Raw genomic sequence first — 26875 nt, 5'->3', positions numbered from 1 at the left:
CCCCTCAAGACAATGACCGACTCCGTAGTTCTCTTCGACGAAATCAAGACCGCCGGCGGCAAGCGCTTCGGCGTTGCCACGCTCAACGCACCGGCCTCGCTCAACGCGCTCTCCGTGGACATGGTGCGCCTGCTCACGCCCAAGCTGCGCGAATGGGCCACGGACGACGGCATCGTCGGCGTGCTGATGCAGGCAGCCGGCGAGAAGGCCTTCTGCGCGGGCGGCGACCTGCGCCAGCTCTACCAGACGCTGCTGGAATGCGGCCCCGCGCGCAACACCTACGCCGAAGACTTCTTCCGCGAAGAGTACGAGCTCGACTACCTGATCCACACCTTCCCCAAGCCCTTTCTCTGCTGGGGCCACGGCATCGTGATGGGCGGCGGCGTGGGCCTCATGTCGGGCTGCTCGCACCGCGTGGTGACGACGCAGAGCCGCATCGCGATGCCCGAGATCGCCATCGGCCTGTACCCCGATGTGGGCGGCAGCTGGTTCCTGCGCCGCACGCCCGGCCGCACCGGGTTGTTCCTGGCGCTCACGGCCGCGAACCTCAACGCGTCCGATGCCATCTTCTGTGGTCTCGCCGATGTGCTGGTGCCGCAGGAGCGCAAGGGCCAGGTGATCGACGCCATCGCCGCCGCCGCTTGGGCCGGCGAGGGCAAGGCCGACCGCGCCACGCTCTCGCGCATCCTCGCGAAGGCGGGCGAGGGCGCCGAGCTGCCGGCCTCGAAGGTGCGCGAGCACTACGACGCCATCAACGCGCTGATGGCCGGCGACGACCTGCTGGACATCGCCAATCGGCTGCGCGACCTGCAGAGCGACGACCCGTGGCTGCAGTCCGCCTCCAAGACGTTCGTGAAGGGCGCGCCGAGTTCGGCCGCGCTGAGCTTCGAGCTCTGGCAACGCGTGCATCGCATGTCGCTGGCCGAGGTGTTCCGGCTCGAATACTGGGCGTCGCTCGGCTTCTGCGCGCACAAGGACTTCGCCGAGGGCATCCGCGCAGTGCTGATCGACAAGGACCGCAACCCGCGCTGGAACCCCGCAACCATCGAAGAGATCACGCCCGCTTTCATCGACGACCATCTGCGCCCGCGCGGCGAGATGCCGGCGGAGTTGGCCTCGCTCGTCTGACACCGCATTCCATAAAGACAACGGAGACAAACGCATGAAGATCGCATTCATAGGCCTCGGCAACATGGGCGGGCCGATGGCCCTGAACCTGCTCAAGGCCGGCCACACGCTCAGCGCCTTCGACCTCTCGGCCGACGCCTGCAGGAAGCTCGGCGCCGAGGGGCTGCCGATTGCCAAGTCGGCCGCGGAATCCGTGGCCGACGCCGAAGTCGTCATCAGCATGCTGCCGGCCAGCGCGCACGTCGAGGGCCTGTTCCTCGGCGGCGGGGGCAAGCCCGGCCTGCTCGACAGCATCCGCGCCGGCACCCTCGTGATCGACAGCAGCACCATCGCCGCCGCCACGTCGCGCAAGGTGGCCGAAGCGGCGCAAGCCAAGGGCATCGCGATGATCGATGCGCCCGTCTCGGGCGGCACCGGCGGCGCGATCGCCGGCACGCTGACCTTCATGGTCGGCGGCGAGACGCGCGACCTGGAGCGTGCGCGCCCGGTGCTCGAGAAGATGGGCGCCAACATCTTCCACGCCGGCGCAGCGGGCGCGGGTCAGACCGCCAAGATCTGCAACAACATGCTGCTCGGCATTTTGATGATCGGCACGTCCGAGGCGCTGGCGCTGGGCGTGGCCAACGGGCTCGATCCGAAGGTGCTCTCCGAAATCATGCGGCGCAGTTCGGGCGGCAATTGGGCACTGGAGAAGTACAACCCGATGCCGGGCGTGATGGAGACCTCGCCCGCCTCGAAGAACTACGCGGGCGGCTTCGGCACGGACCTGATGCTCAAGGACCTGGGCCTGGCCCAGGAAAACGCGGCTGCCGTGCGCGCCGCCACGCCCCTTGGCGGCCTCGCGCGCAGCCTGTATGCGGCCCACAGCCTGGCCGGCCACGGCGCGCTGGACTTCTCCAGCGTGCTGAAGCTGGTGCAGAAGCCTTCCTGATCGTGTGAAACCTGAGTGAGGCCCCGTCCTTCAGACGAAGTAGGCCTTCACGGCCCACAGGACGCCCAGCACGACGGCGACCAGCACGACGAAGAGCAGCCAGGCCCGGGTGAATGCCTGGGCCTCCGTGACGGGGGCGGAGGCAGCCGCTGGTGGCGGGCTAGGGACGGCGGGCGGTTGTGGGTTCATTCCCGACTGTACCCCGCGCTGCGCCCGCCGCGGCCGGTTTCACCGGGGCATCGAGCCGGGCCATCGCCAGCAGGATGCCGGCCGCGACGAGGTTCGCGCCGATGCTGGCCACGATCGGCAGCAGGTAGCTGCGGCTGATGTCGAAGGCGAAGCCCGCCGCGCTCGGCCCCACCAGGGTGCCCACGGCCACGCTCGTGTAGAGCACGCCGATGATCGCGCCGATGTTGCGTCCTCCGAAGTAGTCCATCACCAGCGCCGGCAGCAGCGCGACGAAGCCGCCGTAGAACACGCCGTAGGCGAACGCGAACACGGCCAGCCCCCAGAACCCGCCGGACACGGCCCACACCACCAGTGAGAGCGCCATGCCCGCTGACATCAGCGGCAATGCGAACTGGCGGCCGATGCGGTCGGCCAGCCCGCCGAGGAAGAAACGGCCCGCCGTGCTGCCGACGCCGATGGCGCCCAGCAGCAGCACCGCGGAGGTCGAGGGCACGCCGTGGTCGAGCGCATAGGGCACGAGGTGGACGAAGGGAACGAACAGGCCGAACGAGCTGATGAGGCATGCCGCAAAGAGGCAGGCGAAGCCCCGCGACATGACCGCCTCCCGCACCGTCGTGCCCGCCGGCTTGGCCGACGGGGCTTGCGGCTGCGGCGGATCGCCGTCGGGCCCGAGCCCGCGGTCGCGCGGGTCGTTCTCGATCAGCAGCGCCATGCCCACGCCCACCACCGCGGCGAGCGCGCCGAGCGCCAGGTAGGCGTGGCGCCATCCGATGACGTCGATGAGGACCGAGGCCAATGGCGGCATCACCAGCGTGCCCACGCCGATGCCGCTGACCGCAAGCCCCGACGCGAACCCGCGCCGCCTGACGAACCAGCGCTGCACCGCGCCGAGCACTGGCACATACGACGCGCCGACGCCCAGGCCCACGCCGAGCCCGTAGGCAAGGTAGATCTGCGTGAGGCTCTGCGCCTGCCCCGCGAGGGCCAGGCCCAGCCCGACCAGCACCATGCCCGCGACGGCGAGACGCCGCGAACCCCAGCGGTCCGCCAGCGGGCCGCTGATGACGCCCAGGCCGAAGTAGAGAAAGCCCGCGAGTGAGAACACCAGCGAGACCGAGCCGCGCGAGGCGCCGAAGTCGCGCTGCAGCGATTCGAGAAAGGCGCTGAAGGTGTAGGCGCTGCCGAAGCCCACGAGGGTCACGGCGAACGCGCCCGCGACCACGAGCCAGCCGCGGAAGATGCGCGGGCGCGGCGAGGTGGATGAAGGGGTCAAGGGGGAGGTCTCCATGGTCTTCTTCAGTCCAGCGGACGGCGGCGGTGCCATGCGGTCACGCCCTGGAACGCCGCGCCGGCGCGCACCAGCGTGGCTTCGTCCATGTGCGCCGCGACGAGCTGGAAGCCAAGCGGCATGCCCGCATCGGTGAACCCGCCGGGAAGTGTGATCGTGGGGTGGCCGGTCATGTCGAAGGGCGCGGTGTAGCGCAGCAGCGCGGACACCAGTGCCGGCGTTTCGCCGAGGGCCTGCATGGCCGCGACGGTGGGCGATGCGAAGGGATGCACGGGAACCAGCAGCAGGTCGATGCCGGCGAAGAGGGCCGAGACGCGGCCGCGCAGCGCCATGCGGCGCAGGCGGATTTTCTGGAGCTTGGTTCCGCTCACGGCATGGCCGGCTTCGATGACCGAGGCGAGCACGGGGCCGTAGGCGTCCTTGTGCGACGGGTAGGTCGCTTCGTGCGCCACCGCGGCTTCCACCGCGCAAAGCGGAAACCAGTCGGCCACCGCTTGCGTCACATCGGGAAAACGCAGGTCGACGAGGCGGGCGCCGAGCGCGCGCAAGGTCTCCGCGGCGTCTTTCAGCATGGCTTGTGTCTCGGGGTCTGCGCCACCGGTGTTCCATGCGGCGTCGATGCCGATGCGCAGGCCCCGCACGCCCTGGTCCGCTGTCGCAAGGTAGTCGGGCACGGCGCCGAGCGCGGCGGTCGGGTCGTTCCCGTCACTGCCCGCGATCGCGCCGAGCAGCACGCCGGCATCGACCGCGCTGCGCGCCATCGGGCCGATGTGGTCCAGCGAGGCCGCGAGTTCAAACACGCCGTGCCGGCTCACGCGGCCCCAGCTCGGCTTGATGCCGGTCACGCCGTTGGCCGCAGAGGGAAAGCGGATCGACCCGCCCGTGTCGGAACCCAGCGAGCCGTAGCAGAGCCCCGCCGCGGTTGCCACGCCGGAGCCGCTGGACGACATGCCGGGCCAGTGGTCCGCATGCCACGGATTGCGCGGCGGCACGATGGACGGATGGTGGTCGGAATACGCGCCCTCGGTCAGCTGCAGCTTGCCGAGCAGCACCGCGCCGGCTTCCTTCAGGCGGCGCACCACGGTCGCATCTTGGGCAGGGACGTGGTGCTTGTGGATCGCCATGCCGCCCGCGGTGGCGAAGCCTGCGCTGAAGCAAAGGTCCTTCACCGCAATGAGCACGCCGTGCAGCGGGCCGCGGTACCGGCCCGCGGCGATCTCCGCCTGCGCCGCTTCGGCCTGCGCCGCTTCGGCCTGCGCCATTGCAGCGTCGGCCATCACCAGCGCGTAGCTGCGGAGGGCACCGTCCAGCGCGGAGATGCGATCGAGCTGGGCGCGCAGCACCGCGACCGGAGAGACCTGGCGCCTGCGGATGCGCGTGGCCAGTTCCGTGAGCTCCAGATAGTGGAGGGGGTCGCCTGATTGATCAGAATATCTAAGCTCAGGCAGATCGTTTGTGTGCAGCAACGTGGTTTCCTGTTCGACTCTGTTGTGCCAATATTCCCCTTAAAGCAGCTGACCCGCAAACCAGAATTTCTGAATCTTTCGAATCAGATTAACTAAATGACAGAGCACCAACTTCCCCCGCTCAACGCGCTGCGCGCCTTCGAGGCCACTGCCCGCCATCTCTCGGTCAAGAATGCGGCTGACGAGCTGTGCGTGACGCCCGGCGCGGTGAGCCAGCTGATCAAGACACTGGAGGTGCACCTGGGCGTTCCGCTTTTTCGTCGCGTGAACCGCGGCATCTTCCTCACCGATGTCGGCCAGGCCTATCTGCCGCCGGTGCGCAATGCCTTCCGGCAGATCAGCGATGCCACGCGCCGTGTCGCGGTGCCCGAGGACACGGGCATCCTCACCGTGAGCGCCACGCCGTTCTTCGCTTCCGCATGGCTGGTGCCGCGGCTCAAGGGCTTCCAGGATGCGCATCCGGAGATCGACCTGCAGGTGGTCAGCAGCACCGCGCTTGCCGACTTCTCGCGCGATGGCGTGGATGTCGCGATCCGCCACGGCCTGGGCCGCTATCCGGGCTTGAGCAGCCAACGGGTGCTGACGGTGGAGATCGTGCCGGTCGCGGCGCCTGCGCTGGTCGAGCGCCTGGGCATGCCCGAAACGCCGGCCGATCTTGCGCGCTGGCCGCGCGTGAACGATGCCGAACGCAAGGCGTGGGCGCTGTGGTTCGAGGCGCAGGGCATCGAGGCCGCGCGCCCGGCGCGCGGTCCGTCGTTCGACGATTCGGGCCTGCTCCTGAAGGCTGTGCTGGCGGGGCAGGGCGCGGCCTTGCTGCCCGCTGCAGTGGTGGCCGACGACCTCGCAGAGGGCCGGCTCGTGCAGCTCTCGGAGGTGAGCTGGCTTGAAGACTTCGCCTACTACCTCGTCTGCCCGGAGAACAACCACGACCGCCCGAAGGTCGCGGCCTTTCGCGGATGGATCCTTGTGGAGGCGAACCGGAAGATCGCTCGGTCGCGGAAGAAGGCGCCCGCTACAGCAACTCGATCCCGGGCAGGCTCTTGAAGCAGCTCTCGCGCGTGATGCGCACGAAGTCGGCGAGCCACGGCTGTTCGGATGTGCCCTCGGTGCAGGCCATGTAGAGCCGCCCAGTCAGCCCCTTGCTGCCGACGCGGCGCGCGGTGACGTAGCCGCGGTCCAGGTAGTTCTGCACCGCCCAGAGCGGAAGGGTCGCGACGCCGCGCCCGCTCGCCACCAGTTGCAGCATCGCCACCGTGAGCTCGGTCGTGCGCCGGTGCGCGGGCTCCACGCCAGCGGGGGCGAGCACCTGCCGCACGATGTCGAGCATGTCGTCGGGCACCGGGTAGGTGATGAGCGTCTGGTCGGCAAAGTGCCGGGCCGTGAGGTGCGCCTTGGCCGTGAGCGCATGGTCGTTGGCGAGCAGCGCGACGATCTCGAAGCGGAAGAGCGCGTGGTAGTCGACCGATTCATCGGGGTCTTCCTCGGAGACGATGGCAACTTCGGCGCGGTTCTGCATCACCAGCGCGATCGGGTCGGGGTGGAAGCCCGAGACGATGTCCAGCTCGATTTCGGGCCAACGCTGGCGGAAGGCGTCCATCGCAGGCATCAGCCAGTCGAAGCAGGTGTGGCACTCGACCACGATGCGCAACTGGCCGCTGCGCCCGAGCGCGAGCCGCGCCACATCGCGCTCGGCTTCCTCGATCAAGGGCAGCGCGGTGTCCGCCAGTTGCAGCAGCCGCAGGCCCGTGGTGCTGAACTGCGGCGGCACCGACTTGCGCTCGAAGAGCTGCGCGCCATAGCGGTCTTCGAGCAGCTTGATCTGGTGCGACAGCGCCGACTGCGTGAGGTTGAGCAACTGCGCCGCACGCACCAGGCTGCCGGTGTCGCGCAGCGCGATGAGCGTGCGCAGGTGGCGGATTTCGAGAATGGACTGCAACATGAATGAATTTCAAGCGAAAGAGCAAAAGGTTTCGTTTGAATCATATGCCTCAAAGCTCGACCATTGCGGATTCCCAAGATTCACGCGACCTGATGACTGCAATGACCACCCGTACCCACACCCTCGGCTTTCCGCGCATGGGCGCCAACCGCGAACTGAAGTTCGCCCTCGAAAAGCACTGGCGCGGCGAGATCGACCGCGCCGCGCTGGAGGCCGTCGGCGAGGAGCTGCGCGCGCGCCACTGGCAGGCCCAGCGCGATGCGGGGCTCGACTTTGTGACCGTCGGCGACTTTGCCTACTACGACCAGGTGGCCAACCACATCCAGTTGCTCGGCTGCGAGCCGGCGCGCTTCGACTTCTCCGGCGACGAGCCCGAGCTTTCGCGCTACTTCAAGATGGCGCGCGGCGTCGAAGATGAGGTCGGTCATGTGCACGACGAGCACTGCAGCCACGGCGCGGAAGGCACTTTCGCGCTGGAGATGACCAAGTGGTTCGACACCAACTACCACTACCTCGTGCCCGAATTCACCGCGGCCACGCAGTTCGCGTTGTCCTCGGCGCGGCTCTTCGACGAAGTGGCGCAGGCGCAGCAGGCCGGGCATGCGGTCAAGGCCGTGCTGCTCGGGCCGCTGAGCTTCCTGTACCTGGGCAAGGAGAAAGAGGTCGGGTTCGACCGCTTCTCGCTGCTCGATTCGCTGCTGCCCGTGTACGAGCAGGTGCTCGCGCGCCTGAAGCAGCAGGGCGTGGAGTGGGTGCAGATCGACGAGCCCATCCTCGGCCTGGACCTGCCCGACGCCTGGCGCAACGCGTTCGAGCGTTCGTATTGGCAATTGGCGCGCAGCGCGCCCAAGCTGCTGGTGGCGACGTACTTCTCTGCGCTCTCGGACAACCTGCGCCTGGCCTGCCAGCTGCCCGTGGCCGGCCTGCATGTGGACGCGGTGCGTTCTCCGCAGGAGCTGACGGGCGTGACCGACTGGCTTCCTGCGCACAAGGTGCTGTCGGTGGGCATCGTCGACGGTCGCAACATCTGGCGCACCGACCCCGATGCCGCGCTCGCCACGCTGCGCCCGGTGGTCGACAGGAACCGCGGCGAACTGTGGATCGCGCCGTCGTGCTCGCTGCTGCACGTGCCGTTCAGCCTCGCGGCCGAGACAAGGCTCGATGCCGAGCTCAAGTCGTGGCTCGCGTTCGCCGTCGAAAAGCTCGATGAGCTGCGCGTGCTGCGGGCCGTGCTCGACGGCGGTGAAGCCTCCGTCGCGAACGAACTCAAGACGGCTCGTGCCGCCGTTGCTGCGCGCCGCAGCAGCCCACGCGTGCACCGTGCCGACGTGGCGCTGCGTCTTGCGCGCAGCGTGGCCGGCGACGAAGCCCGTACCTCGGTCTTTCGGCAGCGTCAGTCGGTGCAGCGCACGCGCTTCGCCTTGCCCGCGCTGCCGACCACCACCATCGGCTCGTTCCCGCAGACCTCGGACATCCGCGCCGCGCGCGCCGCCTTCAAGCGCGGCGAGCTCGATGCGGCCGGCTACCGCGAGAAGATGCGGGCCGAGATCGCGCTGGCCGTGCGCAAGCAAGAAGAACTCGGCATCGACGTGCTGGTGCATGGCGAGGCCGAGCGCAACGACATGGTCGAGTACTTCGGCGAGCAACTCGACGGCTTCGCCTTCACCGCCAACGGATGGGTGCAGTCGTACGGCTCGCGCTGCGTGAAGCCGCCGGTGATCTTCGGCGACGTGGCGCGACCGGCTGCCATGACGGTCGAATGGACCGCCTACGCGCAGAGCCTCACCAGGCTGCCGATGAAGGGCATGCTGACCGGCCCGGTCACGATCCTGCAGTGGTCCTTCGTGCGCGACGACCAGCCGCGCGCGACCACTTGCGAGCAGATCGCCTGGGCGATCCGCGACGAGGTGGTGGACCTCGAAGGTGCGGGCATCGGCATCATCCAGATCGACGAGCCTGCGATCCGCGAAGGCCTGCCGCTGCGCCGCGCGGGGTGGCCCGCGTACCTGAAGTCGGCCACGCGCGCCTTCCGCATCAGCGCCTCGGGCGTGCGCGACGAGACGCAGATCCACACCCACATGTGCTATTCGGAATTCAACGACATCCTGCCGGAGATCGCGGCGATGGATGCCGACGTGATCACCATAGAGACCAGCCGATCCGACATGGAGCTGCTGCGCGGCTTCGGCGGCGAGAAGGACGCCGGGGGCTTTCGCTACCCGAACGAGATCGGCCCGGGCGTGTACGACATCCACTCGCCACGCGTGCCCTCGGTGGACGAGATCGTGCGCCTCATGCGCAAGGCCGCGGTCGTGGTGCCGCACGAGAACCTCTGGATCAACCCCGACTGCGGCCTGAAGACCCGGGGTTGGCCTGAGACCGAGGCGGCGCTGTCGAACATGGTCACGGCCGCGAAGCTGCTGCGCAAGGAACTGGCGGCGGGCTGAAGCCCCGGGGAAGGAGGGTGGTCGTGGCGAGCGCCAATAATGGGGCCATGACCGTCTCTCCCCTCGCAGCCAAACGTCTCGTCCTCGTCTTTTCGCTGCTGCTCGCGCCGGCCATGGCCTGGGCGCAGGGCCGCGCGGAGGCACTGCTGCAGTTCGAAGGCGTGCAGGCGCGCTACCAGGCCGCGTATGCGACCGGCGCCGTATCGCGCGATGCGCGGCAGTTGCTGGACCCGCCGGATCAGGCCATCGCCGACAAGGCGCTAGCGGCGCTGGACACGGCCGCATCGCGCTCGTTCGATGTGAAGGCTTCGGTGGCTGCCATCCAGCAGGAGGTGGCCGCGGCAGGCAAGGGCGCCGCCGCGCCGAGCCCGCAGGTTCAGCAGGCCGTGGCGCGTTTCGCGAAGCTGCGCACCGATTACGCGGCGATGGACGACGCAGCCAAGGTCGAGTTTTTCAACCGCGAGCGTGCGAAGCCGGCCGACCCGGCGCGCACCGAACTGCTCGAGCGCATGGCCGTGGCCGACACGCGCGAAGTCGATTTCTCCAGCCAGTTGCTGCTCAGTTCCGTCGTCAAGCAACTGGCCCGCGGCAATGCCGGCCAGTTCACCTCGCTGCCCGACCGCACGCTCGACATGGCGATCGACACGCTGTGGTCGCGCGGCATCACGTCGCCGCGTCCGCGCAACCTGTTGACGGTGGCGCGCGAATTCGAGAAACAGGTCACGCAGGCGCTGCTCGCGGCCTTGCCCGATGCGGACGTCGCGGCCTTGCTCGCCTGGCGCAACGACCAGCAGGCCGCTGCCGAGCGCGAGGCGCTGGTGGGCGCCTACCGCGCCGAGGTCAAGGGGAGCGGCGCCGTGGCGATCCGGACGCTGGTGCGCGGCTGGCCCCGCTCTTGAGTGCGGCGCGCGCGGCGCCGTACCTGTCCGGCGCCGCGGCATAGGGCATGAAGCGGCTCTGGTTCTCGTCCACATCGAGCGGCCGGCCCACGAACGGGAAGGCGCGTTGCGGGCAAGCCTCGCGCTCGCACACCTTGCAGCCCGCGCCGATGGGCGTCGGAACCTCGGGATCGCGCAGGTCCATGCCCTTGGAGTAGACGAGCCGCGTCGCGTGGCTCACGTCGCAGCCCAGGCCGATCGAGAAAGTCTTGTTGGGCGAGCCGTACCCGCGATAGCCGTGCGACACGGTGCGCGCGATCCAGAGGTAAGCGCGGCCGTCGGGCATGCGTGCGAGTTGCGTGAGCACCCGGCCCGGCTGCGCGAAGGCCTCGTACACGTTCCAGAGCGGGCAGGTGCCGCCGGTTTTCGAGAAGTGGAAATGCGTGGCCGACTGGCGCTTGGAGATGTTGCCGGCGCGGTCGACGCGGATGAGAAAGAAGGGCACGCCGCGCGCCTCGGGCCGCTGCAGCGAACTCAGGCGGTGGCAGATGGTTTCGAAGCCGACGCCGAAGCGGCGCGCGAGCTGGTCGATGTCGTAGCGCAGCAGTTCGGCCGCTTCGAGGAACACGCCGTAGGGCAGCAGCAGCGCGGCAGCGAAATAGTTCGCAAGGCCGATGCGCGCGAGCGACCGCGCGGTGTCGCTCGACAGGGGCGCTTCGGCGACCAGGGTATCGATCGCGTCGCCGAGTTCGAGAAAGGCCAGTTGCGTCGCGAGCTGGAAGGCGTGCTGGCCCGGTTCCAGGTAGCGCGAGAGCCTGAGCACGCGCGTGGCCGGATCGAAGCGGCGTTGCGCGCCGCCTTCGTCGTCTTCGGCCGGAATCACCTGCACGCCGTGCGCTTCCAGCAGGCGCTGCGCCAGTCGGTCGCCGGGGTTGCCTTCGCGCAGCCGCCAATCGGCGGAGAACGCCTCGGCGGCGTTGTCGAGCGGGGCGATGTGGTTCTGGTGCGCAAAGAAGAAGTCGCGCACTTCCTCGAAGGGCATCGGCCGTGCCTGCGGCATGCGCGCGAGGTCGCCGCGGCCATCGCCCAATTCGCCGGCAAGTGCCTCGAGGCGTTCCATCGCGTCGCGATGCCGCTGGTGCAGCGCGACCAGTGCGCGGCCCACCGCGGGCATCTGCGTGGCGACTTCGCGCAGCTCGGCGAGCGCGACCGCGTCGCCGCCCGGGTTGTCGGCCAGCGCCTCGCGCAGGCTCGCGACGAGGCGCGCTTCCTCGTCCTCCGAGAAGGCCTGGATATCGACACCCAGCGTGGCGTGCAGGCGCAGCAGCACGGGCACGGTGAGGGGCCGCTGGTTCTGCTCGATCTGGTTGAGATAGCTCGGCGACAGGCCCAGTTGCTGCGCGAGCGCGAGCTGGCTCAGGCCGCGCTCTTCGCGCAGGCTGCGCAGCCGCACGCCCATGAAGGTCTTCTTCATCGTTCGATCCGTTCTTCGATATGCACGTGGTTCGCGTGGTTCGCCGAATTCGCAAGATTCGCAAATTCGCGGTGCCGCGTTCGCAATCATTCGCCAATTTAGCCCTTCATTATGGACAGCATCTTGCGTAAATTGCGAATCATGCAAAACGCTCGCGGCACGGTCCGGTTGATCGAGGTGGTGTTCCCGGAACACACCAACCACTACGGCACGCTGTTCGGCGGGCAGGCGCTGCAGCTGCTGTCGAAGGCGGCATTCCTCAGTGGCCGCGGGTTCGTGCGCGGCGACGTGGTGATGGCCCGATGCGGAGAGGTGGTGTTCCATGCGCCGGTGCGGCTGGGCAGCACGCTGGTGCTCGATGCGCACGTCTCGCGCGTGGGCCGCAGCTCGCTCAGCGTGCGCGTGGCGGGCAGGGTGCAGGACGTGGCCACCGAGGCGCTCACCCGCGTGCTCGACGGCGAATTCGAGATGGTGGCCGTGGATGCCGCCGGACGCCCGGTGCGGCTGGCAAATACGCCGCGCCTTCATGAACAGACATTCGAGGAGACCGTATGACCCTGACCGCAGACAGCCAGAAAGCCACTAGCTTCAAGCCCAAGAAATCCGTCGCGCTTTCGGGCGTGACCGCGGGCAACACGGCGCTGTGCACCGTGGGCCGAACGGGCAACGACCTGCACTACCGCGGCTACGACATCCTGGACATCGCCGACGTTTGCGAGTTCGAGGAAATCGCGCACCTGCTGGTGCACGGCAAGCTTCCGACCGGCGCCGAACTGCGCGCCTACAAGGGGCGCCTGAAAGCGATGCGCGGCCTGCCCGCGAGCGTGAAGGAGGCGCTGGAGCGCCTGCCCGCGAGCGCGCATCCGATGGACGTGATGCGCACCGGCGTCTCGGCGCTCGGCTGCGTGCTGCCCGAGAAGGACGACCATTCGCTGCCGGGCGCGCGCGACATCGCCGACCGCCTCCTAGCTTCGCTCGGCTCGATGCTGCTGTACTGGTACCACTGGTCCACGCAGGGCCGGCGCATCGAGGTGGAGACCGACGATGACTCGATCGGCGCGCACTTCCTGCACCTCTTGCATGGCCGCGCGCCTTCTGCGAGCTGGGAGCGCGCGATGCACACCTCGCTCAACCTCTACGCCGAGCACGAGTTCAACGCCTCGACCTTCACCGCGCGCGTGGTGGCGGGCACGGGCTCCGATGTGTACTCGGCCATCACCGGCGCCATCGGCGCGCTGCGCGGCCCCAAGCACGGCGGCGCCAACGAGGTGGCCTTCGAGATCCAGAAGCGCTACGACACGCCCGACGAAGCCGACGCGGACATCCGCCGCCGCGTGGAGGCCAAGGAGGTCGTCATCGGCTTCGGCCACCCGGTCTACACCGTCTCGGACCCGCGCAACGTGGTCATCAAGCGCGTGGCGAAAAAGCTCTCGGAAGAGGCCGGCTCCACCCGCATGTACGACATTGCCGAACGGCTCGAAACTGTCATGTGGGACGCCAAGAAGATGTTCCCGAACCTCGACTGGTTCAGCGCCGTGAGCTATCACATGCTGGGCGTGCCGACCGCGATGTTCACGCCGCTCTTCGTGATCGCGCGCACCAGCGGCTGGGCGGCGCACATCATCGAGCAGAGGCAGGACAACAAGATCATCCGGCCCAGCGCCAACTACACCGGCCCGGAAGACCTGGTCTTCGTGCCCATCTCGGACCGCCGCTAGCGCCTCCGCACCGCTTCGCATCGTTTACTGCAACAGAGAAGAACCATGTCCGCTCCCATCAGCAACGTCCGCCCCGAACCCGACCAGGTGCTGGTCGACATCGTCGACTACGTGCTCGCGCACCGGCAGATCACCAGTGCTCTGGCCTATGAAAGCGCGCGCCACTGCCTGATCGACACGCTGGGCTGCGGTCTCGAGGCGCTCGAATATCCGGCCTGCACCAAGCTGCTCGGACCGGTCGTGCCCGGCACGGTGGTGCCCCATGGCGCGAAGGTGCCCGGCACGCCGCACCAGCTCGATCCGATCCAGGCCGCATTCAACATCGGCACGATGATCCGCTGGCTCGATTTCAACGACACCTGGCTCGCGGCGGAGTGGGGTCATCCGAGCGACAACCTCGGGGGCATCCTGGCCACGGCCGACTGGCTGAGCCGCAATGCCGTAGCCGCAGGGCGTGCGCCGCTCACGATGCGCGACGTGCTCACCGGGCTGATCCAGGCGCACGAGATCCAGGGGTGCCTGGCGCTGGAGAACTCGTTCAACAAGGTCGGGCTCGATCACGTCGTGCTGGTCAAGGTGGCATCGACCGCGGTGGTGGCGCGCCTCATGGGCCTCTCGCGCGACGAGATCGTCAATGCTGTGTCGCTCGCGTGGGTCGATGGCCAGAGCCTGCGCACCTACCGCCATGCGCCCAACACCGGCAGCCGCAAGAGCTGGGCCGCGGGCGATGCGACGAGCCGCGCGGTGCGCCTGGCGCTGATCGCCAGGACCGGCGAGATGGGCTACCCGAGCGTGCTCACCGCCAAGACCTGGGGCTTCTACGACGTGCTGTTCAAGGGCCAGCCCTTCAAGTTCCAGCGCCCCGCATCCGAATGGGGAAGCTACGTGATGGAGAACGTGCTGTTCAAGATCAGCTTCCCGGCTGAGTTCCACAGCCAGACGGCGGTGGAGGCGGGGATGGCGCTGCATGCGCAACTGCAGAAGTCCGGCAAGACGGTGGACGACATCCGCCGCGTGACGATCCGCACGCACGAGGCCTGCATCCGCATCATCGACAAGAAGGGACCGCTGAACAATCCGGCAGACCGCGACCACTGCATCCAGTACATGGTGGCGGTCCCGATGATCTTCGGTCGCCTGACGGCCGGCGACTATGAAGACAGCGTGGCGAACGACCCGTGCATCGACGCGCTGCGCGACAGGATCGTCTGCGTGGAAGACCCGAAGTTCACCGCTGATTACCACGACCCCGACAAGCGCAGCATCGCCAACGCGCTGACCGTCGAGTTCAAGGACGGCACCAGCTTCCCGGAGATCGTCGTCGAGTACCCGATCGGCCACAAGCGCCGCCGCGCGGACGGCATCCCGCTGCTCGAAGCGAAGTTCCGGACCAACCTCGCGCGCCGTTTCGCGCAGAAGCAGCAGCAGGCGATCCTGGACGTGTCGCTCAATGCGAGGAAGCTCGAGGCGATGCCGGTGCACGAGTACGTCGACCTGTACGCATCGGCCGCCTGATTCGCCCTGTGGGAGGCCCCGGAAAGAGGGGCGTGGCATCATGAAAAAGCCCGGTCCGCCGGGCTTCTTCATACCCCACTACAACACAGGAGAACCACATGATTCCATTCCGCCTCGCTTCACTGGCCATCGGGCTCGCGGCATCGGTACTGGCCCAGGGCGCTTGTGCACAGGCGTGGCCGACCAAGCCGATCCGCCTCGTCGTTCCGTTCTCGGCCGGCGGAGCCAACGACCTGATGGCGCGCGCCGCGGCCGAGGGCGCATCCAAGCAACTCGGCCAGCCGGTCGTCATCGACAACAAGCCCGGCGCGGGCGCCATCCTCGGCGCCGACGTGGTCGCCAAGAGCGCGCCCGATGGCTACACCTTCCTGGTGAGCGCGGCGGGCGTGGTGTCCAACAGCATGATCAAGAAGAACATGCCCTACAAGGACGACGCGCTGGTGCCGGTGGCCATGATCGCGCTCGCACCGTCGGTGGTGGTCGTGCCCGCCAACGCGCCCTACAAGGACCTCAAGGAGTTCGTGGCCGCATCGAAGAAGTCGGCCAACGGCTTCCATTGGGCGACGGCAGGCACCGGCAGCACGCCGCATTTCGTCGAGGGCATCCTGGAGACGAAGTACGGCGGCAAGCTCGACGTGGTGCCCTACAAGAGCGGCTCCGAATCGATCACCGCGGTGCTGGGCAACCAGGTCGAGGCGACGTCGGAGGCCAGCATCGTGGTGCTGCCGTACATCAAGAGCGGCAAGCTGCGGGCGCTCGCGGGCACGTGGACGCAGCGCATCTCGGCGTATCCGCAACTGCCAACGGCCGCGGAAGAGGGCTTCCCCGAGATCCGCATCGCGCACTGGGCGGGCGTCCACGCGCCGCGCGGCACGCCCGATGCCATCCTCGACAAGATGGCCGCGGCCATCGACGCCGCCATGAAGACGCCGGCCACCGCGGAGCACTTGAAGGGCATGGGCATCGAGCCCATCGGCGGCACGCGCGCCTCGTTCACCAAGTTCGTCGACGAAGAGCGTGCGCGGCTGGGCGGCGTGGTCAAGGCCACGGGCATGAAGGAAGACTAGGAACCCAATGAGCACGAACACCAACGAATCCACCCGGAAAACCCTGCGCAAGCTGGCCGAGGCGCGCCGCGGCGTGCTGGTGCCGGGCGCGTTCAACGCGATGTCGGCCCGCGTGATCGAAGACCTCGGCTTCGAGGCGATCTACATCACGGGTGCGGGCGTGACCAACATGTATCTCGGGCTGCCCGACCAGGCCTTCATGGGGCTGCATGAAATCGCCGAGCACACCGCGCGCATCCGCGATGCGGTGAGCCTGCCGTTGCTGGTCGATGCCGACACGGGCTTCGGCAATGCGCTCAACGTGCGGCACGCGGTGCGCGTGCTCGAGCGGGCGGGGGCCGACTGCATCCAGCTCGAAGACCAGGTGAGCCCCAAGCGCTGCGGCCATTTCTCGGGCAAGGCGGTGATCGACACCGACGAGATGCTGGGCAAGATCAAGGCGGCGGTCGATGCGCGGCAGGACAGCGATCTGCTCATCATGGCGCGCACCGATGCGGCCGCCGTGCATGGCTTCGAGGCCGCGATCGAGCGGGCGCAGAAGTTCAGTGAGGCTGGTGCGGACATCCTCTTCGTCGAGGCCGTCACCCTGGCCGACGAAGTGCGCGCGATGCCGAAGCGGCTGGGCAAGCCGCAGCTCATGAACATGGTGATCGGCGGCAAGACGCCGACTTTCGGCGCCGAGGAACTCGGCCAATTGGGCTACGGCTTCGTGCTGTACGCCAATGCCGCATTGCAGGGCGCGGTGGCTGGCATGCAACGTGCATTGACTGTTCTGCGCGACACCCGGCGCCTCGATGAAGACCCGGCGTTGGTTGCGCCGTTTGCGGAGCGGCAGCGTCTGGTTGGCAAGCCGCTGCTTGACGAGCTAGAGAAAAAGTACGCAAACTAGCCGGGTTTTTAGCGACGAAACGGCCACTTGACTTAGCCTCGTCACAAAGTTCCCGGTCATTGTTTCAGTTTCATGAACACTGCGATTCGATTGGATAGGGTTTTCCCTTGGAATCGTGGTGCAAACTTCAGGGCATCCAAAGCCCAATCAAGAAGGAAATTGAAATGAAGACCTCGAACATCCTCGCCGCCGCCGCTCTCTCCCTGCTCGCCGCCGCTGGCGCCCATGCAGAAACCTATGAAGGCGTGCAACCCCTGACCTCCGGCTACAGCCGCGCCGACGTGGCGCCCCAGGCTGCTGCTGCCGCCCGCGCCGGCAACGAATACAGCGATGCTGCTTCGTCCGCCGTGGCTCCCACGCTGACCGCTTCGACCACCGACCGCGCCGCAGTTCGCGCCCAGGCTGTTGCCGCAGCGCACGCACCGGGCCAGAACCTGCGCCCCGAAACCTTCGCTGGAAGCGTGATCCCCTCGCAAGCCAAGAGCCTGACCTTCACGCGTCAAGCCGGTCTGTAATCCGTCGCGTCGCAAGCCGCTTCAGGTCACAAGCCAAACAGAAAACCGGACCGTGCGAAAGCGCGGCCCGGTTTTTTTCATTGGTGCTTATTTCTTCTTCGATCCGTGCCGGTGGCAATCCGGCGCATGGTCGTCCACGATGCCCGTGGCCTGCATCCATGCATAGACGATCACCGGGCCGACGAACTTGAAGCCGCGCTTCTTGAGCGCCTTCGAAATCTCTTCCGAGAGTGGCGTCTGCGTGGGGACCTTGCCAGTCTTGTTGACGATGGGCTTGCCGCCCGCCATGCCCCAGATGAACTCCGAGAAATCCTCGCCAGCGGCTTGCATCGCGAGGTAGGCGCGCGCATTGCCGATGGTCGCTTCGATCTTGGCGCGCGCTCGCACGATGCCCGCGTCCTGCATCAGCCGCTCGACATCGTCGGCGGTGAATCTGGCGACCTTCTCGGGCACGAAGCCCTTGAAGGCCTTGCGGAACGCATCGCGCTTGCGCAGGATGGTGATCCACGCGAGCCCCGCCTGGAAGCCGTCGAGCATCAGCTTTTCCCACAGCGCGCGGCTGTCGTATTCGGGCACGCCCCATTCGGCATCGTGGTAGTCGGCCAGCAGCGGATCGGTCTGGGCCCAGGCGCAGCGGACGGCGGTGGTCTTGTTGGTAGGGGTCGTGGTGCTGTTCATTGTTCGATGTGTCGCTCGGCTATCGTCGGGAGATGTTTTCAGAATGAGGAAGTCACCCTGATGCAGCAATTTCGATTTTCATTGTCGGCCCTTTCGCTAGGCATCGCGCTCGGTCTCGGTGCACCGGCGCTTGCCGACACGCTCCAGAAACCGGCGCTTGACCAGTTGGCCGCGGCATGGAAAAGCGGTGGCAAGGCGCCTGCCGATTTCAATGCCTTCCTGTCCCAGGCCGTCAAGACGAATGCCGCATTGCAGCCGGTCGCTGCAGCCTATCGCAGCAAAGCGCCAATGGCAGGCGACGACCTCGTCAACATCGCGCGCCTGCTCGGCCTCTACAACCGCCTGCAGAACCAGCAGGCCGTGATCGCGAGCATCGGCACGATGGTGGCAATCCCCACGGTGCGCAACGTGCAGGTGCCGCCGCACGAGAGCCCACAGATCATCGATTTCGGCAAGCTCGTGGAGAAGATGGCGAAGGACTTCGGCCTGGTCTACCGCAATGTCGACAACCGCATCTTCGAGGTGAGCCTCAAGGGCAAGGGCAGCGAGGAGTTCGGCATCCTCACGCACGCCGACGTGGTGCCTGCAGTGCTCTCCGAATGGGTACTGGACGACGGCACGAAGCTCGACCCCTTCACGATGACCCGCGTGGGCGACTTCCTCTACGGTCGCGGCACCATCGACGACAAGGGCTCCATCGCCGCCGTGCTCTTTGCGATGAAGGCCGTGAAGGACAGCGGCCTGTCCATCGACCGCAGCATCCGCCTGATGATCGAGACCACCGAAGAAACCGGCGGTGACGCGATGGTGTACTACCGCAGCAAGACGCAGCTTCCGGCCTACAACATCGTGCTCGACAGCAAGTACCCCGCGGTCGTCGCGGAAAAGGGCTCGGGCGCGCTGAAGGTGTCGTTCCCCGCGGAGACCGTGAACGGCGCCTCGACCGCGATCACCGCGATGAGCGGCGCGGCTTCCGCCAACGCGATCTCGCAAACGGCAACAGCCACGTTGAAGGGTGGCGACCTCGCCGCAGTGGCCGCAAAGCTCGAAGCGGCAAAGCCAGCCTTCCTGCAGAAGTACGAACCGAAGGGCGGCAAGTTCGCCATCGACATCGCACGCGGTGCCGACAGCATCGACATCAAGGTGACCGGCACCTCGGCGCACGGCTCGCGACCGGAAGAGGGCGTGAACCCGCTGCCGCGCCTGGCGCTCTTCCTGCAGGAATCGGGTGCGCCACTCGCCGCCAACCACTACCTGAAGGCCGTGAAATACATCGATGCGCTCTACGGCACGGGGTACCTCGGCGAGAAGATGGGCCTGGGCTACAAGGACGACTTCATGGGCCCGCTGACCTTCTCGCCCAACCTCATCCGCATGGGAACGGACGGCAAGCTCGAAATGACGACCAACGTGCGCATGCCGCGCGGCCGCACGCCCGACGAATTGAAGTCGCAGGTCACGGCGAAGGTCGATGCATGGGCTGCGGCGAACCAGGTGAAGCTCGACGTCAACTACGACCAAGGCAACTGGATGGCCCGCGACCCCAAGGGCGCATGGCTCTCGACGCTGCTCGACATCTATGGCAGCACCACCGGTCTCGAAGCCAAGCCGGTGCCCACGGCGGGCAGCACGACCGCCAAGCTGATGCCCAACGCGATCAACTTCGGCCCCGCGATGCCGGGCAAGAAATACACCGCGCACAACGCCAAGGAGTACAAGGAGGTGCCGGACCTCGACGCCGACATGCAGATGTTCACCGAGATGCTCGTGCGCATCGGCAACCTGCAGCAGATGCAGTGACGGCACGCGGTCTGCAAACCTAAAGCTGCACCCTGCGCCTCATCCGCTACGTTTCTTCGTAGCGCGATGCGGCATGCCGCAAGCATGGCTCGGGGTATCGTCAAAGGCTCCATTTTTCGTGAACAGGGAGTCACCCTCATGCAGCAATTTCGCGTCTCGTTGTCGGCCCTTACCCTGGGCCTCACGGCAGTTGGCCTCACCGCACCGGCCTTCGCAGACACGCTCAAGAAACCCGCACTCGACCAGTTCGCGGCGGCCTGGCAGGGCGGCAAGACCCCGTCCAGTTTCAATGCATTTCTCGCCCAGGCCGAGAAGGCCGATCCCACGCTCAAACCCGCGGTGGCCGCCTACCGCAAGAAGGCGACGCTGGCCGGCGACGACCTCACCAACATCGGCCGCCTGCTCGGCCTCTACAACCGCTTGCACAACCAGAAGGCGGTGATCGCGAGCCTCGGCACCATGGTGGCGCTGCCGACGGCGCGCAACGTGCAGATCCCGCCGCACGAGAACCCGGCGATCGTCGACTTCGGCAAGCTCGTCGAGAAGATGGCAAAGGATTTCGGACTGGCCTACCGCAACGTCGACAACCGCATCTTCGAGGTAAGCCTCAAGGGCAAGGGCAGCGAGGAGTTCGGCATCCTCACGCATTCGGACGTGGTGCCCGCGGTGCTCTCCGAATGGGTGCTGGACGACGGCACGACGCTCGACCCCTTCACGATGAAGCGCGTGGGCGACCGCCTCTACGGCCGCGGCACCATCGACGACAAGGGCTCCATCGCGGCCGTGCTCTACGCCATGAAGACGGTCAAGGAAAGCGGCATCCCGATCCAGCGCACCATGCGCCTGATGATCGAGACCACCGAGGAAACCGGCGGCGATGCCATGGAGTACTACCGCGGCAAGACCAAGCTGCCCGAATACAACATCGTGCTCGACAGCGGCTATCCGGCCGTCGTGGCCGAGAAGGGCGCGGGCTCGCTGAGCGTGTTCTTCCCGGCGGAAAAAACCGATGGCAACGTGACCGCGATCACCGACATGGGGGCGGCCGCCGCGGTCAACGCGATCTCGCAGACCGCCACCGCCACGCTCAAGGGCGGCGACCTCGCTGCGGTGCAGGCCAAGCTCGAAGCTGCCAAGTCCGGCTTCCTGCAGAAGTACGAGCCGCAGGGCAAGTTCGCGATCGCCATCACGCGCGGCACGGACGGCATCGACATCAAGGTCACCGGCACCTCGGCCCACGGCTCGGAGCCGCAGAACGGCGTGAATCCGCTGCCGCGCCTGGGCCTGTTCCTGCAGGAGTCGGGTGTCGCGTTGGCCGACAACCAGTTCCTCAAGGCCGTGAAGTACATCGATACGCTCTACGGAACCGGCTACCTGGGCGAGAAGATGGGCGTGGGCTACAAGGACGACTTCATGGGCCCGCTGACGTTCTCGCCGAACCTGATCCGCACCGGCGCCGACGGCCGGCTGGTGATGGCGGTCAACACGCGCATGCCGCGCGGCCGCACGCCCGAGGAGCTCAAAGCCCAGGTGGAAGCCAAAATCAACGAATGGGCCGCGGAGAACAAGGCCAAGGTCGAGATCAAGTACGACCAAGGCAACTGGATGGCGCGCGACCCCTCGGGCCAGTGGCTGTCGACATTGCTCAACATCTACGGCGACACCACCGGACTCGAGGCCAAGCCCGTGTCCGCGGCCGGCGCCACCACGGCCAAGCAGATGCCCAACGCGATCAGCTTCGGCCCCGGCATGCCCGGCAAGAAGTACACGGGCCACAACGCCAAGGAATACAAGGAAGTGCCCGACCTCGACGCCGACCTGCAGATGTTCACAGAAATGCTGGTGCGCATCGGCAACCTGCAGCAGATGCGGTGAGCCGGGCGGGGTGAGGCGGCCTCGGTCTTCGCTTCAGCGCACGCCGTGCGCCTGCAGCACGGCCTTGAGCCGCCGCACCTCGTGCTGAAGGTCCAGGATCAACGCTGCGGCATCCAGGCCCACGCCGAAGTCGCGCTCCAGCCTGCGTGCCTCGAGCGCGCATTGCAGGTCGGTGCTGGAGAACTGCCAGCGTTCGGGCGGCGCCTCGGCCGTGGTGACCTGCACGATGCCGACCTCGACCAACTGCACCACCCAGGCGGTGTCGGCGCCCACGGCATGGGCCAGATCGTTCATCGCGAGCGGTTGCGAGGCGCTGATCGCGGTAGCGGTTGTGACGGAAACAGTCGCCATGCTCAGACTCCCAGGTGCTGGCGCGGGTTGAACGAAGAGGCGGCCTGCGCGAGCTGCTCGTAGGCCGCGCGCGCGGCGTCGCTGTCTGCAGGCGGCAGCGCGATCTCGATCAGCAGGTACAGGTCCCCGGGCGTCTTGCCCTTCAGGCCCCGGCCCTTCAGGCGCAGCTTCATGCCGCCGCGCGCATTGCGCGGCACCGTGACCTCGACCACGCCGCCGCCCGGTGTCGGCACCTCGACCTGCGCGCTGAGCGCGGCCTCTGTGGGCGTGACGGGCAGCGTCATGTAGATGTCGCGCTCTTCCACGCGGTAGAGCTTGTGCGGCGCGATGCGCACTTCGAGGTACAGGTCGCCGGCCGCTTCGCCGCCATGGCCGGGCATGCCCTGTCCCGCGAGGCGGATGAACTGGCCGGGGTGCACACCCGGCGGGATCTTCACGCTGAGCGTGCGGTTTTCCCACTGCGGATGGCCCTGTGCATCGACAGTCTGCGCACGCAGCGTGATCTCGCGCTCGGCGCCGTTGAGCGCGTCTTCGAGTGCGATCTCGATGGCCGCGTGGTGGTCTTCGCCGCGCGCGCGGTAGTTCTGGCGCGCGGCGCCGCGCCGCTCGGCCTCGCCGAACATCGACGAGAAGAACTCGCTGAAGTCCGCATGGTCGGCGGGCCCTTGGCGCGGCCCGCGGTGGAACTCGAAGCCCGAGTCCCAGCCCGGCGGCGGCTGGAAGTCGCCCTCGGGGCTGCCGCCGCGCGCGACGCGATCGGCCAGCGCGTCGTAGGAGGCGCGCTTTTCCTTGTCGCCCAGTACGTCCTTGGCCTCGTTGATCTCGCGCATGCGCTTCTCGGCGTCGGGCTCCTTGCTGACGTCGGGGTGGTATTTGCGTGCGAGCTTCCGATAGGCCTTGCGCACCTCGTCGTCCGACGCGGTGCGCTCGATGCCCAGTGCGCTGTAGTAGTCCTTGAATTCCATGGTGCCTGTGGTTTCGATGGACGGCGTACCGGGCGGTCCGGCTATGCCAGGGCTGCCTCGCCGCCCGCATGCCGCAACAGCGGCGTTATGGCCCATGTGGGGCCGCTGCGCGAAAAACGCAATGGCTGCGCGTTGCCGAGCACTGTGACATCGATGGGAACGCCCAAGAGCGCAGCCAGCGCGTAGAGCGTGCCGCCGTGCGCGACCACCAGCACCGGCGCGGGTTGCTTCAGCGCCGCGTCGAGAGCGGCGCGCTTGCGGGCGACGAACTGCGTGAGCGTCTCGCCGCCTTCGGGCTCGCAGGCCCAGTCGATGTTGGCGGACGAGGTGCCGATCAGCGCGCCGAAGTTGCGCTCGCGCAGTTCCGCCCGCGCGGTCGGCGCGAGCCGCAGCGCGGCGGCCACCGTGTGGGCGGTGTCGAAGGCGCGGCGCGCATCGCTGCAGACGATGGTGCGGATGGGCTCGCCCGCCAGCAGCTCGGCGGCGCGTGCCGCCTGCTGCAGGCCGAGCTCGCTCAACGGTTCATCGACCGCCTGGAAGATGCGCAGCGCATTGCGGCCCGTCTGCCCGTGGCGCAGGAAGTAGAAGTGGTCGCAGTCCGGCGCGAGCGGTTGGGTGGCGGCGATCCGCACCAGCGCATCGAGGCCGCCGGCGGCGGTGTGAGGGGAGGGCGTGGCTTGTGACATGCGATCGATGCTCATCGGGCCTCAGCCGAATTTCATGCCCTTGGGGCGTGCCTGAAGGCGGTCGGCGTAGGCGTCCAGCTTCGGGCGGTTGAGCTTGCCGCCGAAGGTGCGGTACCAGATGAGCATCGAGCCGATCATCACGTCGGCCGCGGTGAACTGCTTGCCGAAGAGGTATGGGCCGTAGCCCAGCTCGCGCTCGACCGCGTTCTTGGCCTCCTCGAAGTTGGTCCAGCCGCGCGCGCTGTTGTTGCTGCGGATGTGCAGCAAGCTGTCGCCCATCGAGGGCTCCAGCTGCGCGGTCGAATAGACCATCAGCGAGAGATAGCGACCGTGCTCGGGCGTGCCGGCAAAAGGTGCGAGCCGCTTGCCGGGAAACTTCTCGGCGATGTACATGCAGATGGCGGCGTTCTCGAAGATGCGCGTGCGCCCGTCGACCAGCGCGGGCAGCTTGCCGGCCGGATTGATCTTCAGGTATTCGGGGCGCTTGTGCGCCTTGTCCTTGATGAGGGTGGTCACGATCTCGTAGTCGACGCCGGCTTCGTCGAGCATCCACTTGGCCACTTGCGAGCGGCTTTGCGGGTCGAAATAGAGCTTCATGGTCATGGCGTGTCTCCTTCTGCTTGACGTGAGGTCAGAACTTGGGAATGCGCAGGGTCTTGCTGATCATCAACGTGCCCGACAGCGCGAACAGCAGCGCGAGCGGATGCAGCAGCCACGGGCCGAGGGTCCAGGCCCCGCCCCAGACTGCATCGCCGATGCGGCCCTGCCACGCCGCACAGGCCAGCACGCCCACCAGCACCACGCTGGTCGGGATCGGCGTGCCTTCGAAATACTTCACCTTGTCGGCGCCTTCGGACAACGCCTCGGCCGTGACGTTGTAGCGCGCGAGCCGGCTCACGCCGCAACACACGAAATAAATGAGGATGAGGCAGTCCCATCCGCCGCTCAGGCCGGCCGCGAAGGCCAGCGCGGCGGGTGCGACGCCGAAGGAGATCACGTCGGCCAGCGAGTCGAGTTCGCGGCCGAGCGCGGAATGCGTCTGGCGCCAGCGAGCGATGCGCCCGTCGAACACGTCGAAGATGAAAGCCGCCGGCGCGAGTGCCGCCGCCCAGAGGAACTGCGCGAGCGACTGGCTCGCCATGTACGCCATCGCCAGGAACACCGCGCCGACCCCGCAGGCCGCATTGCCCAGCGTGAACACGTCGGCCAGGTGGAAGCCGCGGATCATCGAGAAATGCTTGCGGGCCGGAACGGGGGAGGGGGTGGTCATGAAGAGGCTTCGGTATCGACGATGGACCGCACCTTAACCCAAGCGCGGGACCGTTCTTGTAGTCGCGCTCCGACGCCGTGACGGCGCCTGTTGCCTGCCTGCGCCCTCAGCCGCCGGCCTGGCGCGCCTCGACGATCCGGGCGAAGCGGCCCAGCAGCGCCGCGGCCGTTTCGGTGTCGCCCACGCCGCCCCGCAACGCGGCGGCGTCGGTGCCCCCGGCCTTCAGCTCCCCCGCCAGCATGTCGATGTAGCCGCGCATCGTCTCGGCGTCGAATTCGGGGTGGAACTGCACGCCCCAGGCGCTGTCGCCCACGCGGAAGGCCTGCACCGGCTCGTGCGCGTTGCCGGCCAGCCGCACGGCGCCTTCGGGCAGCCGCAGCGCACTTTGCAGGTGGACCACGTGCGCCGGGAATTCGGCCGGCAGGCCCTGCAGCAGCGGGTCGGTGGCGGCGGCTTCGTCGAGCGTGACGGTCACCGTGCCGATCTCGATGCCCCGCGGATGGTCGCCCGCCTCGCCGCCGAGCGCATGGGCGAGAAGCTGGTGGCCGTAGCAGATGCCGAGCACGGGTGTGTTCTGCGCCACGAGCCGGGCGAGCCACTCGGCGGTGCGCTCGCTCCAGGGCTCGCGGTGCGACACCATCGCATGCGAGCCGGTGACCACCACGCCGGACACCGTGTCCGGTGCGGGCAGCGTGTCGCCGCGGCGCGGGTCGACCACGAGGAGGGGCAGGGCCGGCGCATCGAGGCCGTCGGCGATCCAGTATTCGAAATCGCCGCGGCGTTCGCGCAGCGTGGCATGGGTGTCGCCGAGCTTGACGATGACGAGCGGGTGAGGGCGGTGATTGTCCATGCCGGGATCATGCCGCAGGCGAAATGCGCGGGTGGATGCTCAGGGAATGCCGGCCTCGTAGGCCTTCTCGACCGCTTCGAGGTTCGTCCAGAATCCGTGCGGCGTGCGCCCGTTCAGCACATCGTCGAGCACGTCGAGATGGGCATGCCACCCGCTCGAGACGCTGACCGTTTCCTTGCGGTCGGGCAGGCGCCGGTGCGTGAGCACGAGCCGTGTGCCGTCGCCCGTCGGCGTGAGCTCGAAGGTGACTTCGGAGGCGGCGTCGCTTTCGCTGCCCCAGCTGATCGTCAGGAGCTTGGGCGGCTCGATGCGCACCACGCGCGACGTCTGGACGTGCGTCTTGCGGTAGGCCGCATAGTGCTCAGGCGCTTCCTCGCCGGAGAGTTCGGTGTGCTGGAAGCGCAGCTCGAATATGCCGCCCGGCGCCGCGGCCATGGTGCCGCCGGCCAGCCAGGTCCTGCGCTTCTCCGGATCGACGAGGTAGGCCCAAACGCGTTCGATCGGTGCGGGGAAGATGCGCTCCACGCGAAGGGTGGCGGGTTCGATCAACGTGCCGAGGCTCTGCTTGGGGGTCATGGAATTGCGCTCCTTGAGGGTGTCGTTCACTTGCCGGATGTCTCGCGCCGCAGCTCCTCTGCCAGCGCGTCGAGATGGGTGTTCCAGAAGCCTTCGTAGTGACGCAGCCAGGCGTCGGCCGTGGCCAGCGCCGCCGGCTCGAGCCTGCAGACGTGTGCCCTGCCGTGCACGGTGCGCGAGACCAGTCCCGCGCGCTCCAGCGTCTTGACATGTTTGGAGGCGCCCGCAAAGGACATGCGAAACGGCGCGCCGAGCTCGCCCACGCTGCAGTCGCCCTGAGCCAGCAGTTGCAGCATCGTGCGGCGCGTGCTGTCCGCCAGGGCGTGGAACACGGCGTCGAGCCGTTCGTCGTCTAGTTCAACCATGAAGTTGAATATAGA

Annotated in this window: 26 protein-coding genes; 13 read left to right on the top strand and 13 right to left on the bottom strand. The window is 67.6% G+C overall.

Features of this window, described 5'->3' with window-relative positions:
• Nucleotides 1-12: 12 nt before the first annotated feature.
• Together RT97_RS13570 and mmsB are read left to right on the top strand one after the other, a co-directional pair.
• Nucleotides 13-1128 (top strand): enoyl-CoA hydratase/isomerase family protein, encoded by a 1116-nt coding sequence (locus RT97_RS13570; RefSeq protein ID WP_042579289.1) that lies wholly within the window; start codon nt 13-15, stop codon nt 1126-1128.
• A gap of 34 nt (nt 1129-1162) precedes the next feature.
• A complete protein-coding gene (gene mmsB / locus RT97_RS13565; protein ID WP_042579288.1) occupies nt 1163-2059 on the top strand; it encodes a 3-hydroxyisobutyrate dehydrogenase in 897 nt (298 codons plus the stop codon).
• Between the two features lie 160 nt (nt 2060-2219).
• Here the strand turns inward: mmsB and RT97_RS13560 are convergent, their stop codons facing one another.
• Both RT97_RS13560 and RT97_RS13555 read right to left on the bottom strand, forming a co-directional pair.
• On the bottom strand, nt 2220-3536 hold the full coding sequence (locus tag RT97_RS13560) for an MFS transporter (protein WP_042579287.1): 1317 nt from the start codon (nt 3534-3536) through the stop codon (nt 2220-2222).
• 8 nt (nt 3537-3544) lie between these two features.
• Nucleotides 3545-5002 carry an amidase gene (locus RT97_RS13555; RefSeq protein ID WP_042579286.1) on the bottom strand — a complete coding sequence of 486 codons (1458 nt, stop codon included), beginning with the start codon at nt 5000-5002 and terminating at the stop codon, nt 3545-3547.
• A 96-nt stretch (nt 5003-5098) separates the two neighbouring features.
• Here RT97_RS13555 and gcvA point away from each other — a divergent pair, with 96 nt between their 5' ends.
• Complete coding sequence (gene gcvA, locus RT97_RS13550; RefSeq protein ID WP_042579285.1) at nt 5099-6046, top strand: transcriptional regulator GcvA; 948 nt, start codon at nt 5099-5101, stop codon at nt 6044-6046.
• Here gcvA and RT97_RS13545 read toward each other — a convergent pair.
• Nucleotides 6015-6941: a LysR family transcriptional regulator gene (locus RT97_RS13545; protein WP_042579284.1), complete on the bottom strand. Its 927-nt coding sequence runs from the start codon at nt 6939-6941 to the stop codon at nt 6015-6017. The genes gcvA and RT97_RS13545 overlap by 32 nt on opposite strands.
• Before the next feature lie 101 nt (nt 6942-7042).
• On the opposite strand from RT97_RS13545, the gene metE reads away from it, so the two are divergent.
• Nucleotides 7043-9388: a 5-methyltetrahydropteroyltriglutamate--homocysteine S-methyltransferase gene (metE, locus tag RT97_RS13540; protein ID WP_042579283.1), complete on the top strand. Its 2346-nt coding sequence runs from the start codon at nt 7043-7045 to the stop codon at nt 9386-9388.
• Nucleotides 9389-9435: 47 nt separating this feature from the next.
• Nucleotides 9436-10287, top strand: a complete 852-nt coding sequence (locus RT97_RS13535; protein WP_042579282.1) for a hypothetical protein — start codon at nt 9436-9438, stop codon at nt 10285-10287.
• Here the strand turns inward: RT97_RS13535 and RT97_RS13530 are convergent.
• Nucleotides 10229-11740: a short-chain fatty acyl-CoA regulator family protein gene (locus RT97_RS13530; protein ID WP_042579281.1), complete on the bottom strand. Its 1512-nt coding sequence runs from the start codon at nt 11738-11740 to the stop codon at nt 10229-10231. The genes RT97_RS13535 and RT97_RS13530 overlap by 59 nt on opposite strands.
• 141 nt (nt 11741-11881) lie before the next feature.
• On the opposite strand from RT97_RS13530, the gene RT97_RS13525 reads away from it, so the two are divergent.
• The 6 genes from RT97_RS13525 to RT97_RS13500 all read left to right on the top strand — a co-directional run bounded on the left by RT97_RS13525 (nt 11882) and on the right by RT97_RS13500 (nt 17444).
• Nucleotides 11882-12295 carry an acyl-CoA thioesterase gene (locus RT97_RS13525; RefSeq protein WP_042579280.1) on the top strand — a complete coding sequence of 138 codons (414 nt, stop codon included), beginning with the start codon at nt 11882-11884 and terminating at the stop codon, nt 12293-12295.
• Nucleotides 12292-13458, top strand: coding sequence for a bifunctional 2-methylcitrate synthase/citrate synthase (prpC, locus tag RT97_RS13520; RefSeq protein ID WP_042579279.1), 1167 nt, complete (start codon nt 12292-12294; stop codon nt 13456-13458). Before RT97_RS13525 ends, prpC begins: the two co-directional genes overlap by 4 nt.
• A gap of 45 nt (nt 13459-13503) precedes the next feature.
• Nucleotides 13504-14973, top strand: a complete 1470-nt coding sequence (locus RT97_RS13515) for a bifunctional 2-methylcitrate dehydratase/aconitate hydratase (protein WP_042579278.1) — start codon at nt 13504-13506, stop codon at nt 14971-14973.
• 98 nt (nt 14974-15071) lie between these two features.
• Nucleotides 15072-16040, top strand: a complete 969-nt coding sequence (locus RT97_RS13510; RefSeq protein WP_155403806.1) for a Bug family tripartite tricarboxylate transporter substrate binding protein — start codon at nt 15072-15074, stop codon at nt 16038-16040.
• A 7-nt stretch (nt 16041-16047) separates the two neighbouring features.
• Nucleotides 16048-16929: an isocitrate lyase/PEP mutase family protein gene (locus tag RT97_RS13505; RefSeq protein WP_042579277.1), complete on the top strand. Its 882-nt coding sequence runs from the start codon at nt 16048-16050 to the stop codon at nt 16927-16929.
• Nucleotides 16930-17093: 164 nt separating this feature from the next.
• Nucleotides 17094-17444, top strand: a complete 351-nt coding sequence (locus RT97_RS13500; RefSeq protein WP_042579276.1) for a hypothetical protein — start codon at nt 17094-17096, stop codon at nt 17442-17444.
• 87 nt (nt 17445-17531) lie between these two features.
• Here the strand turns inward: RT97_RS13500 and RT97_RS13495 are convergent, their stop codons facing one another.
• Nucleotides 17532-18122, bottom strand: coding sequence for a DNA-3-methyladenine glycosylase I (locus tag RT97_RS13495; protein ID WP_042579275.1), 591 nt, complete (start codon nt 18120-18122; stop codon nt 17532-17534).
• Nucleotides 18123-18182: 60 nt separating this feature from the next.
• On the opposite strand from RT97_RS13495, the gene RT97_RS13490 reads away from it, so the two are divergent.
• Together RT97_RS13490 and RT97_RS13485 are read left to right on the top strand one after the other, a co-directional pair.
• Nucleotides 18183-19922 carry a dipeptidase gene (locus RT97_RS13490; RefSeq protein ID WP_042579274.1) on the top strand — a complete coding sequence of 580 codons (1740 nt, stop codon included), beginning with the start codon at nt 18183-18185 and terminating at the stop codon, nt 19920-19922.
• A 138-nt stretch (nt 19923-20060) separates the two neighbouring features.
• Nucleotides 20061-21797 carry a dipeptidase gene (locus RT97_RS13485; RefSeq protein ID WP_042579273.1) on the top strand — a complete coding sequence of 579 codons (1737 nt, stop codon included), beginning with the start codon at nt 20061-20063 and terminating at the stop codon, nt 21795-21797.
• A gap of 33 nt (nt 21798-21830) precedes the next feature.
• Here RT97_RS13485 and RT97_RS13480 read toward each other — a convergent pair whose 3' ends face one another.
• The 8 genes from RT97_RS13480 to RT97_RS13445 all read right to left on the bottom strand — a co-directional run bounded on the left by RT97_RS13480 (nt 21831) and on the right by RT97_RS13445 (nt 26860).
• Nucleotides 21831-22148 carry a chaperone modulator CbpM gene (locus RT97_RS13480; protein ID WP_042579272.1) on the bottom strand — a complete coding sequence of 106 codons (318 nt, stop codon included), beginning with the start codon at nt 22146-22148 and terminating at the stop codon, nt 21831-21833.
• A gap of 2 nt (nt 22149-22150) precedes the next feature.
• The gene (locus RT97_RS13475; RefSeq protein ID WP_042579271.1) at nt 22151-23113 is read right to left on the bottom strand and encodes a DnaJ C-terminal domain-containing protein; all 963 of its coding nucleotides are present in this window, start codon (nt 23111-23113) and stop codon (nt 22151-22153) included.
• 41 nt (nt 23114-23154) lie between these two features.
• Nucleotides 23155-23814, bottom strand: a complete 660-nt coding sequence (locus tag RT97_RS13470) for a histidine phosphatase family protein (protein ID WP_253278230.1) — start codon at nt 23812-23814, stop codon at nt 23155-23157.
• A 6-nt stretch (nt 23815-23820) separates the two neighbouring features.
• Nucleotides 23821-24402, bottom strand: a complete 582-nt coding sequence (locus RT97_RS13465; RefSeq protein ID WP_042579270.1) for a glutathione S-transferase family protein — start codon at nt 24400-24402, stop codon at nt 23821-23823.
• 28 nt (nt 24403-24430) lie between these two features.
• Nucleotides 24431-25069 carry a CDP-alcohol phosphatidyltransferase family protein gene (locus RT97_RS13460; protein WP_042579269.1) on the bottom strand — a complete coding sequence of 213 codons (639 nt, stop codon included), beginning with the start codon at nt 25067-25069 and terminating at the stop codon, nt 24431-24433.
• Nucleotides 25070-25175: 106 nt separating this feature from the next.
• The gene (locus RT97_RS13455) at nt 25176-25919 is read right to left on the bottom strand and encodes a glutamine amidotransferase (RefSeq protein WP_042579268.1); all 744 of its coding nucleotides are present in this window, start codon (nt 25917-25919) and stop codon (nt 25176-25178) included.
• Nucleotides 25920-25958: 39 nt separating this feature from the next.
• On the bottom strand, nt 25959-26495 hold the full coding sequence (locus RT97_RS13450; RefSeq protein WP_042579412.1) for an SRPBCC family protein: 537 nt from the start codon (nt 26493-26495) through the stop codon (nt 25959-25961).
• Nucleotides 26496-26521: 26 nt separating this feature from the next.
• Entirely contained in the window at nt 26522-26860 is a 339-nt protein-coding gene (locus tag RT97_RS13445; protein ID WP_042579267.1) for an ArsR/SmtB family transcription factor, read from the bottom strand.
• Nucleotides 26861-26875: the final 15 nt, after the last annotated feature.

Source organism: Variovorax paradoxus (assembly GCF_000834655.1).
GTDB lineage: Bacteria > Pseudomonadota > Gammaproteobacteria > Burkholderiales > Burkholderiaceae_C > Variovorax > Variovorax paradoxus_F.
This window is presented reverse-complemented; position numbering and strand designations above follow the sequence as displayed.

Bases quoted from the DNA above. Each gene is read 5' to 3' on its own strand.
- RT97_RS13570 (WP_042579289.1), top strand. From the start codon at position 13: ATGACCGACTCCGTAGTTCTCTTCGACGAAATCAAGACCGCCGGCGGC.
- mmsB (WP_042579288.1), top strand. From the start codon at position 1,163: ATGAAGATCGCATTCATAGGCCTCGGCAACATGGGCGGGCCGATGGCC.
- RT97_RS13560 (WP_042579287.1), bottom strand. From the start codon at position 3,536: ATGGAGACCTCCCCCTTGACCCCTTCATCCACCTCGCCGCGCCCGCGC.
- gcvA (WP_042579285.1), top strand. From the start codon at position 5,099: ATGACAGAGCACCAACTTCCCCCGCTCAACGCGCTGCGCGCCTTCGAG.
- RT97_RS13545 (WP_042579284.1), bottom strand. From the start codon at position 6,941: ATGTTGCAGTCCATTCTCGAAATCCGCCACCTGCGCACGCTCATCGCG.
- metE (WP_042579283.1), top strand. From the start codon at position 7,043: ATGACCACCCGTACCCACACCCTCGGCTTTCCGCGCATGGGCGCCAAC.
- RT97_RS13535 (WP_042579282.1), top strand. From the start codon at position 9,436: ATGACCGTCTCTCCCCTCGCAGCCAAACGTCTCGTCCTCGTCTTTTCG.
- RT97_RS13530 (WP_042579281.1), bottom strand. From the start codon at position 11,740: ATGAAGAAGACCTTCATGGGCGTGCGGCTGCGCAGCCTGCGCGAAGAG.
- RT97_RS13525 (WP_042579280.1), top strand. From the start codon at position 11,882: ATGCAAAACGCTCGCGGCACGGTCCGGTTGATCGAGGTGGTGTTCCCG.
- prpC (WP_042579279.1), top strand. From the start codon at position 12,292: ATGACCCTGACCGCAGACAGCCAGAAAGCCACTAGCTTCAAGCCCAAG.
- RT97_RS13515 (WP_042579278.1), top strand. From the start codon at position 13,504: ATGTCCGCTCCCATCAGCAACGTCCGCCCCGAACCCGACCAGGTGCTG.
- RT97_RS13510 (WP_155403806.1), top strand. From the start codon at position 15,072: ATGATTCCATTCCGCCTCGCTTCACTGGCCATCGGGCTCGCGGCATCG.
- RT97_RS13505 (WP_042579277.1), top strand. From the start codon at position 16,048: ATGAGCACGAACACCAACGAATCCACCCGGAAAACCCTGCGCAAGCTG.
- RT97_RS13500 (WP_042579276.1), top strand. From the start codon at position 17,094: ATGAAGACCTCGAACATCCTCGCCGCCGCCGCTCTCTCCCTGCTCGCC.
- RT97_RS13495 (WP_042579275.1), bottom strand. From the start codon at position 18,122: ATGAACAGCACCACGACCCCTACCAACAAGACCACCGCCGTCCGCTGC.
- RT97_RS13490 (WP_042579274.1), top strand. From the start codon at position 18,183: ATGCAGCAATTTCGATTTTCATTGTCGGCCCTTTCGCTAGGCATCGCG.
- RT97_RS13485 (WP_042579273.1), top strand. From the start codon at position 20,061: ATGCAGCAATTTCGCGTCTCGTTGTCGGCCCTTACCCTGGGCCTCACG.
- RT97_RS13480 (WP_042579272.1), bottom strand. From the start codon at position 22,148: ATGGCGACTGTTTCCGTCACAACCGCTACCGCGATCAGCGCCTCGCAA.
- RT97_RS13475 (WP_042579271.1), bottom strand. From the start codon at position 23,113: ATGGAATTCAAGGACTACTACAGCGCACTGGGCATCGAGCGCACCGCG.
- RT97_RS13470 (WP_253278230.1), bottom strand. From the start codon at position 23,814: ATGAGCATCGATCGCATGTCACAAGCCACGCCCTCCCCTCACACCGCC.
- RT97_RS13465 (WP_042579270.1), bottom strand. From the start codon at position 24,402: ATGACCATGAAGCTCTATTTCGACCCGCAAAGCCGCTCGCAAGTGGCC.
- RT97_RS13460 (WP_042579269.1), bottom strand. From the start codon at position 25,069: ATGACCACCCCCTCCCCCGTTCCGGCCCGCAAGCATTTCTCGATGATC.
- RT97_RS13455 (WP_042579268.1), bottom strand. From the start codon at position 25,919: ATGGACAATCACCGCCCTCACCCGCTCGTCATCGTCAAGCTCGGCGAC.
- RT97_RS13450 (WP_042579412.1), bottom strand. From the start codon at position 26,495: ATGACCCCCAAGCAGAGCCTCGGCACGTTGATCGAACCCGCCACCCTT.
- RT97_RS13445 (WP_042579267.1), bottom strand. From the start codon at position 26,860: ATGGTTGAACTAGACGACGAACGGCTCGACGCCGTGTTCCACGCCCTG.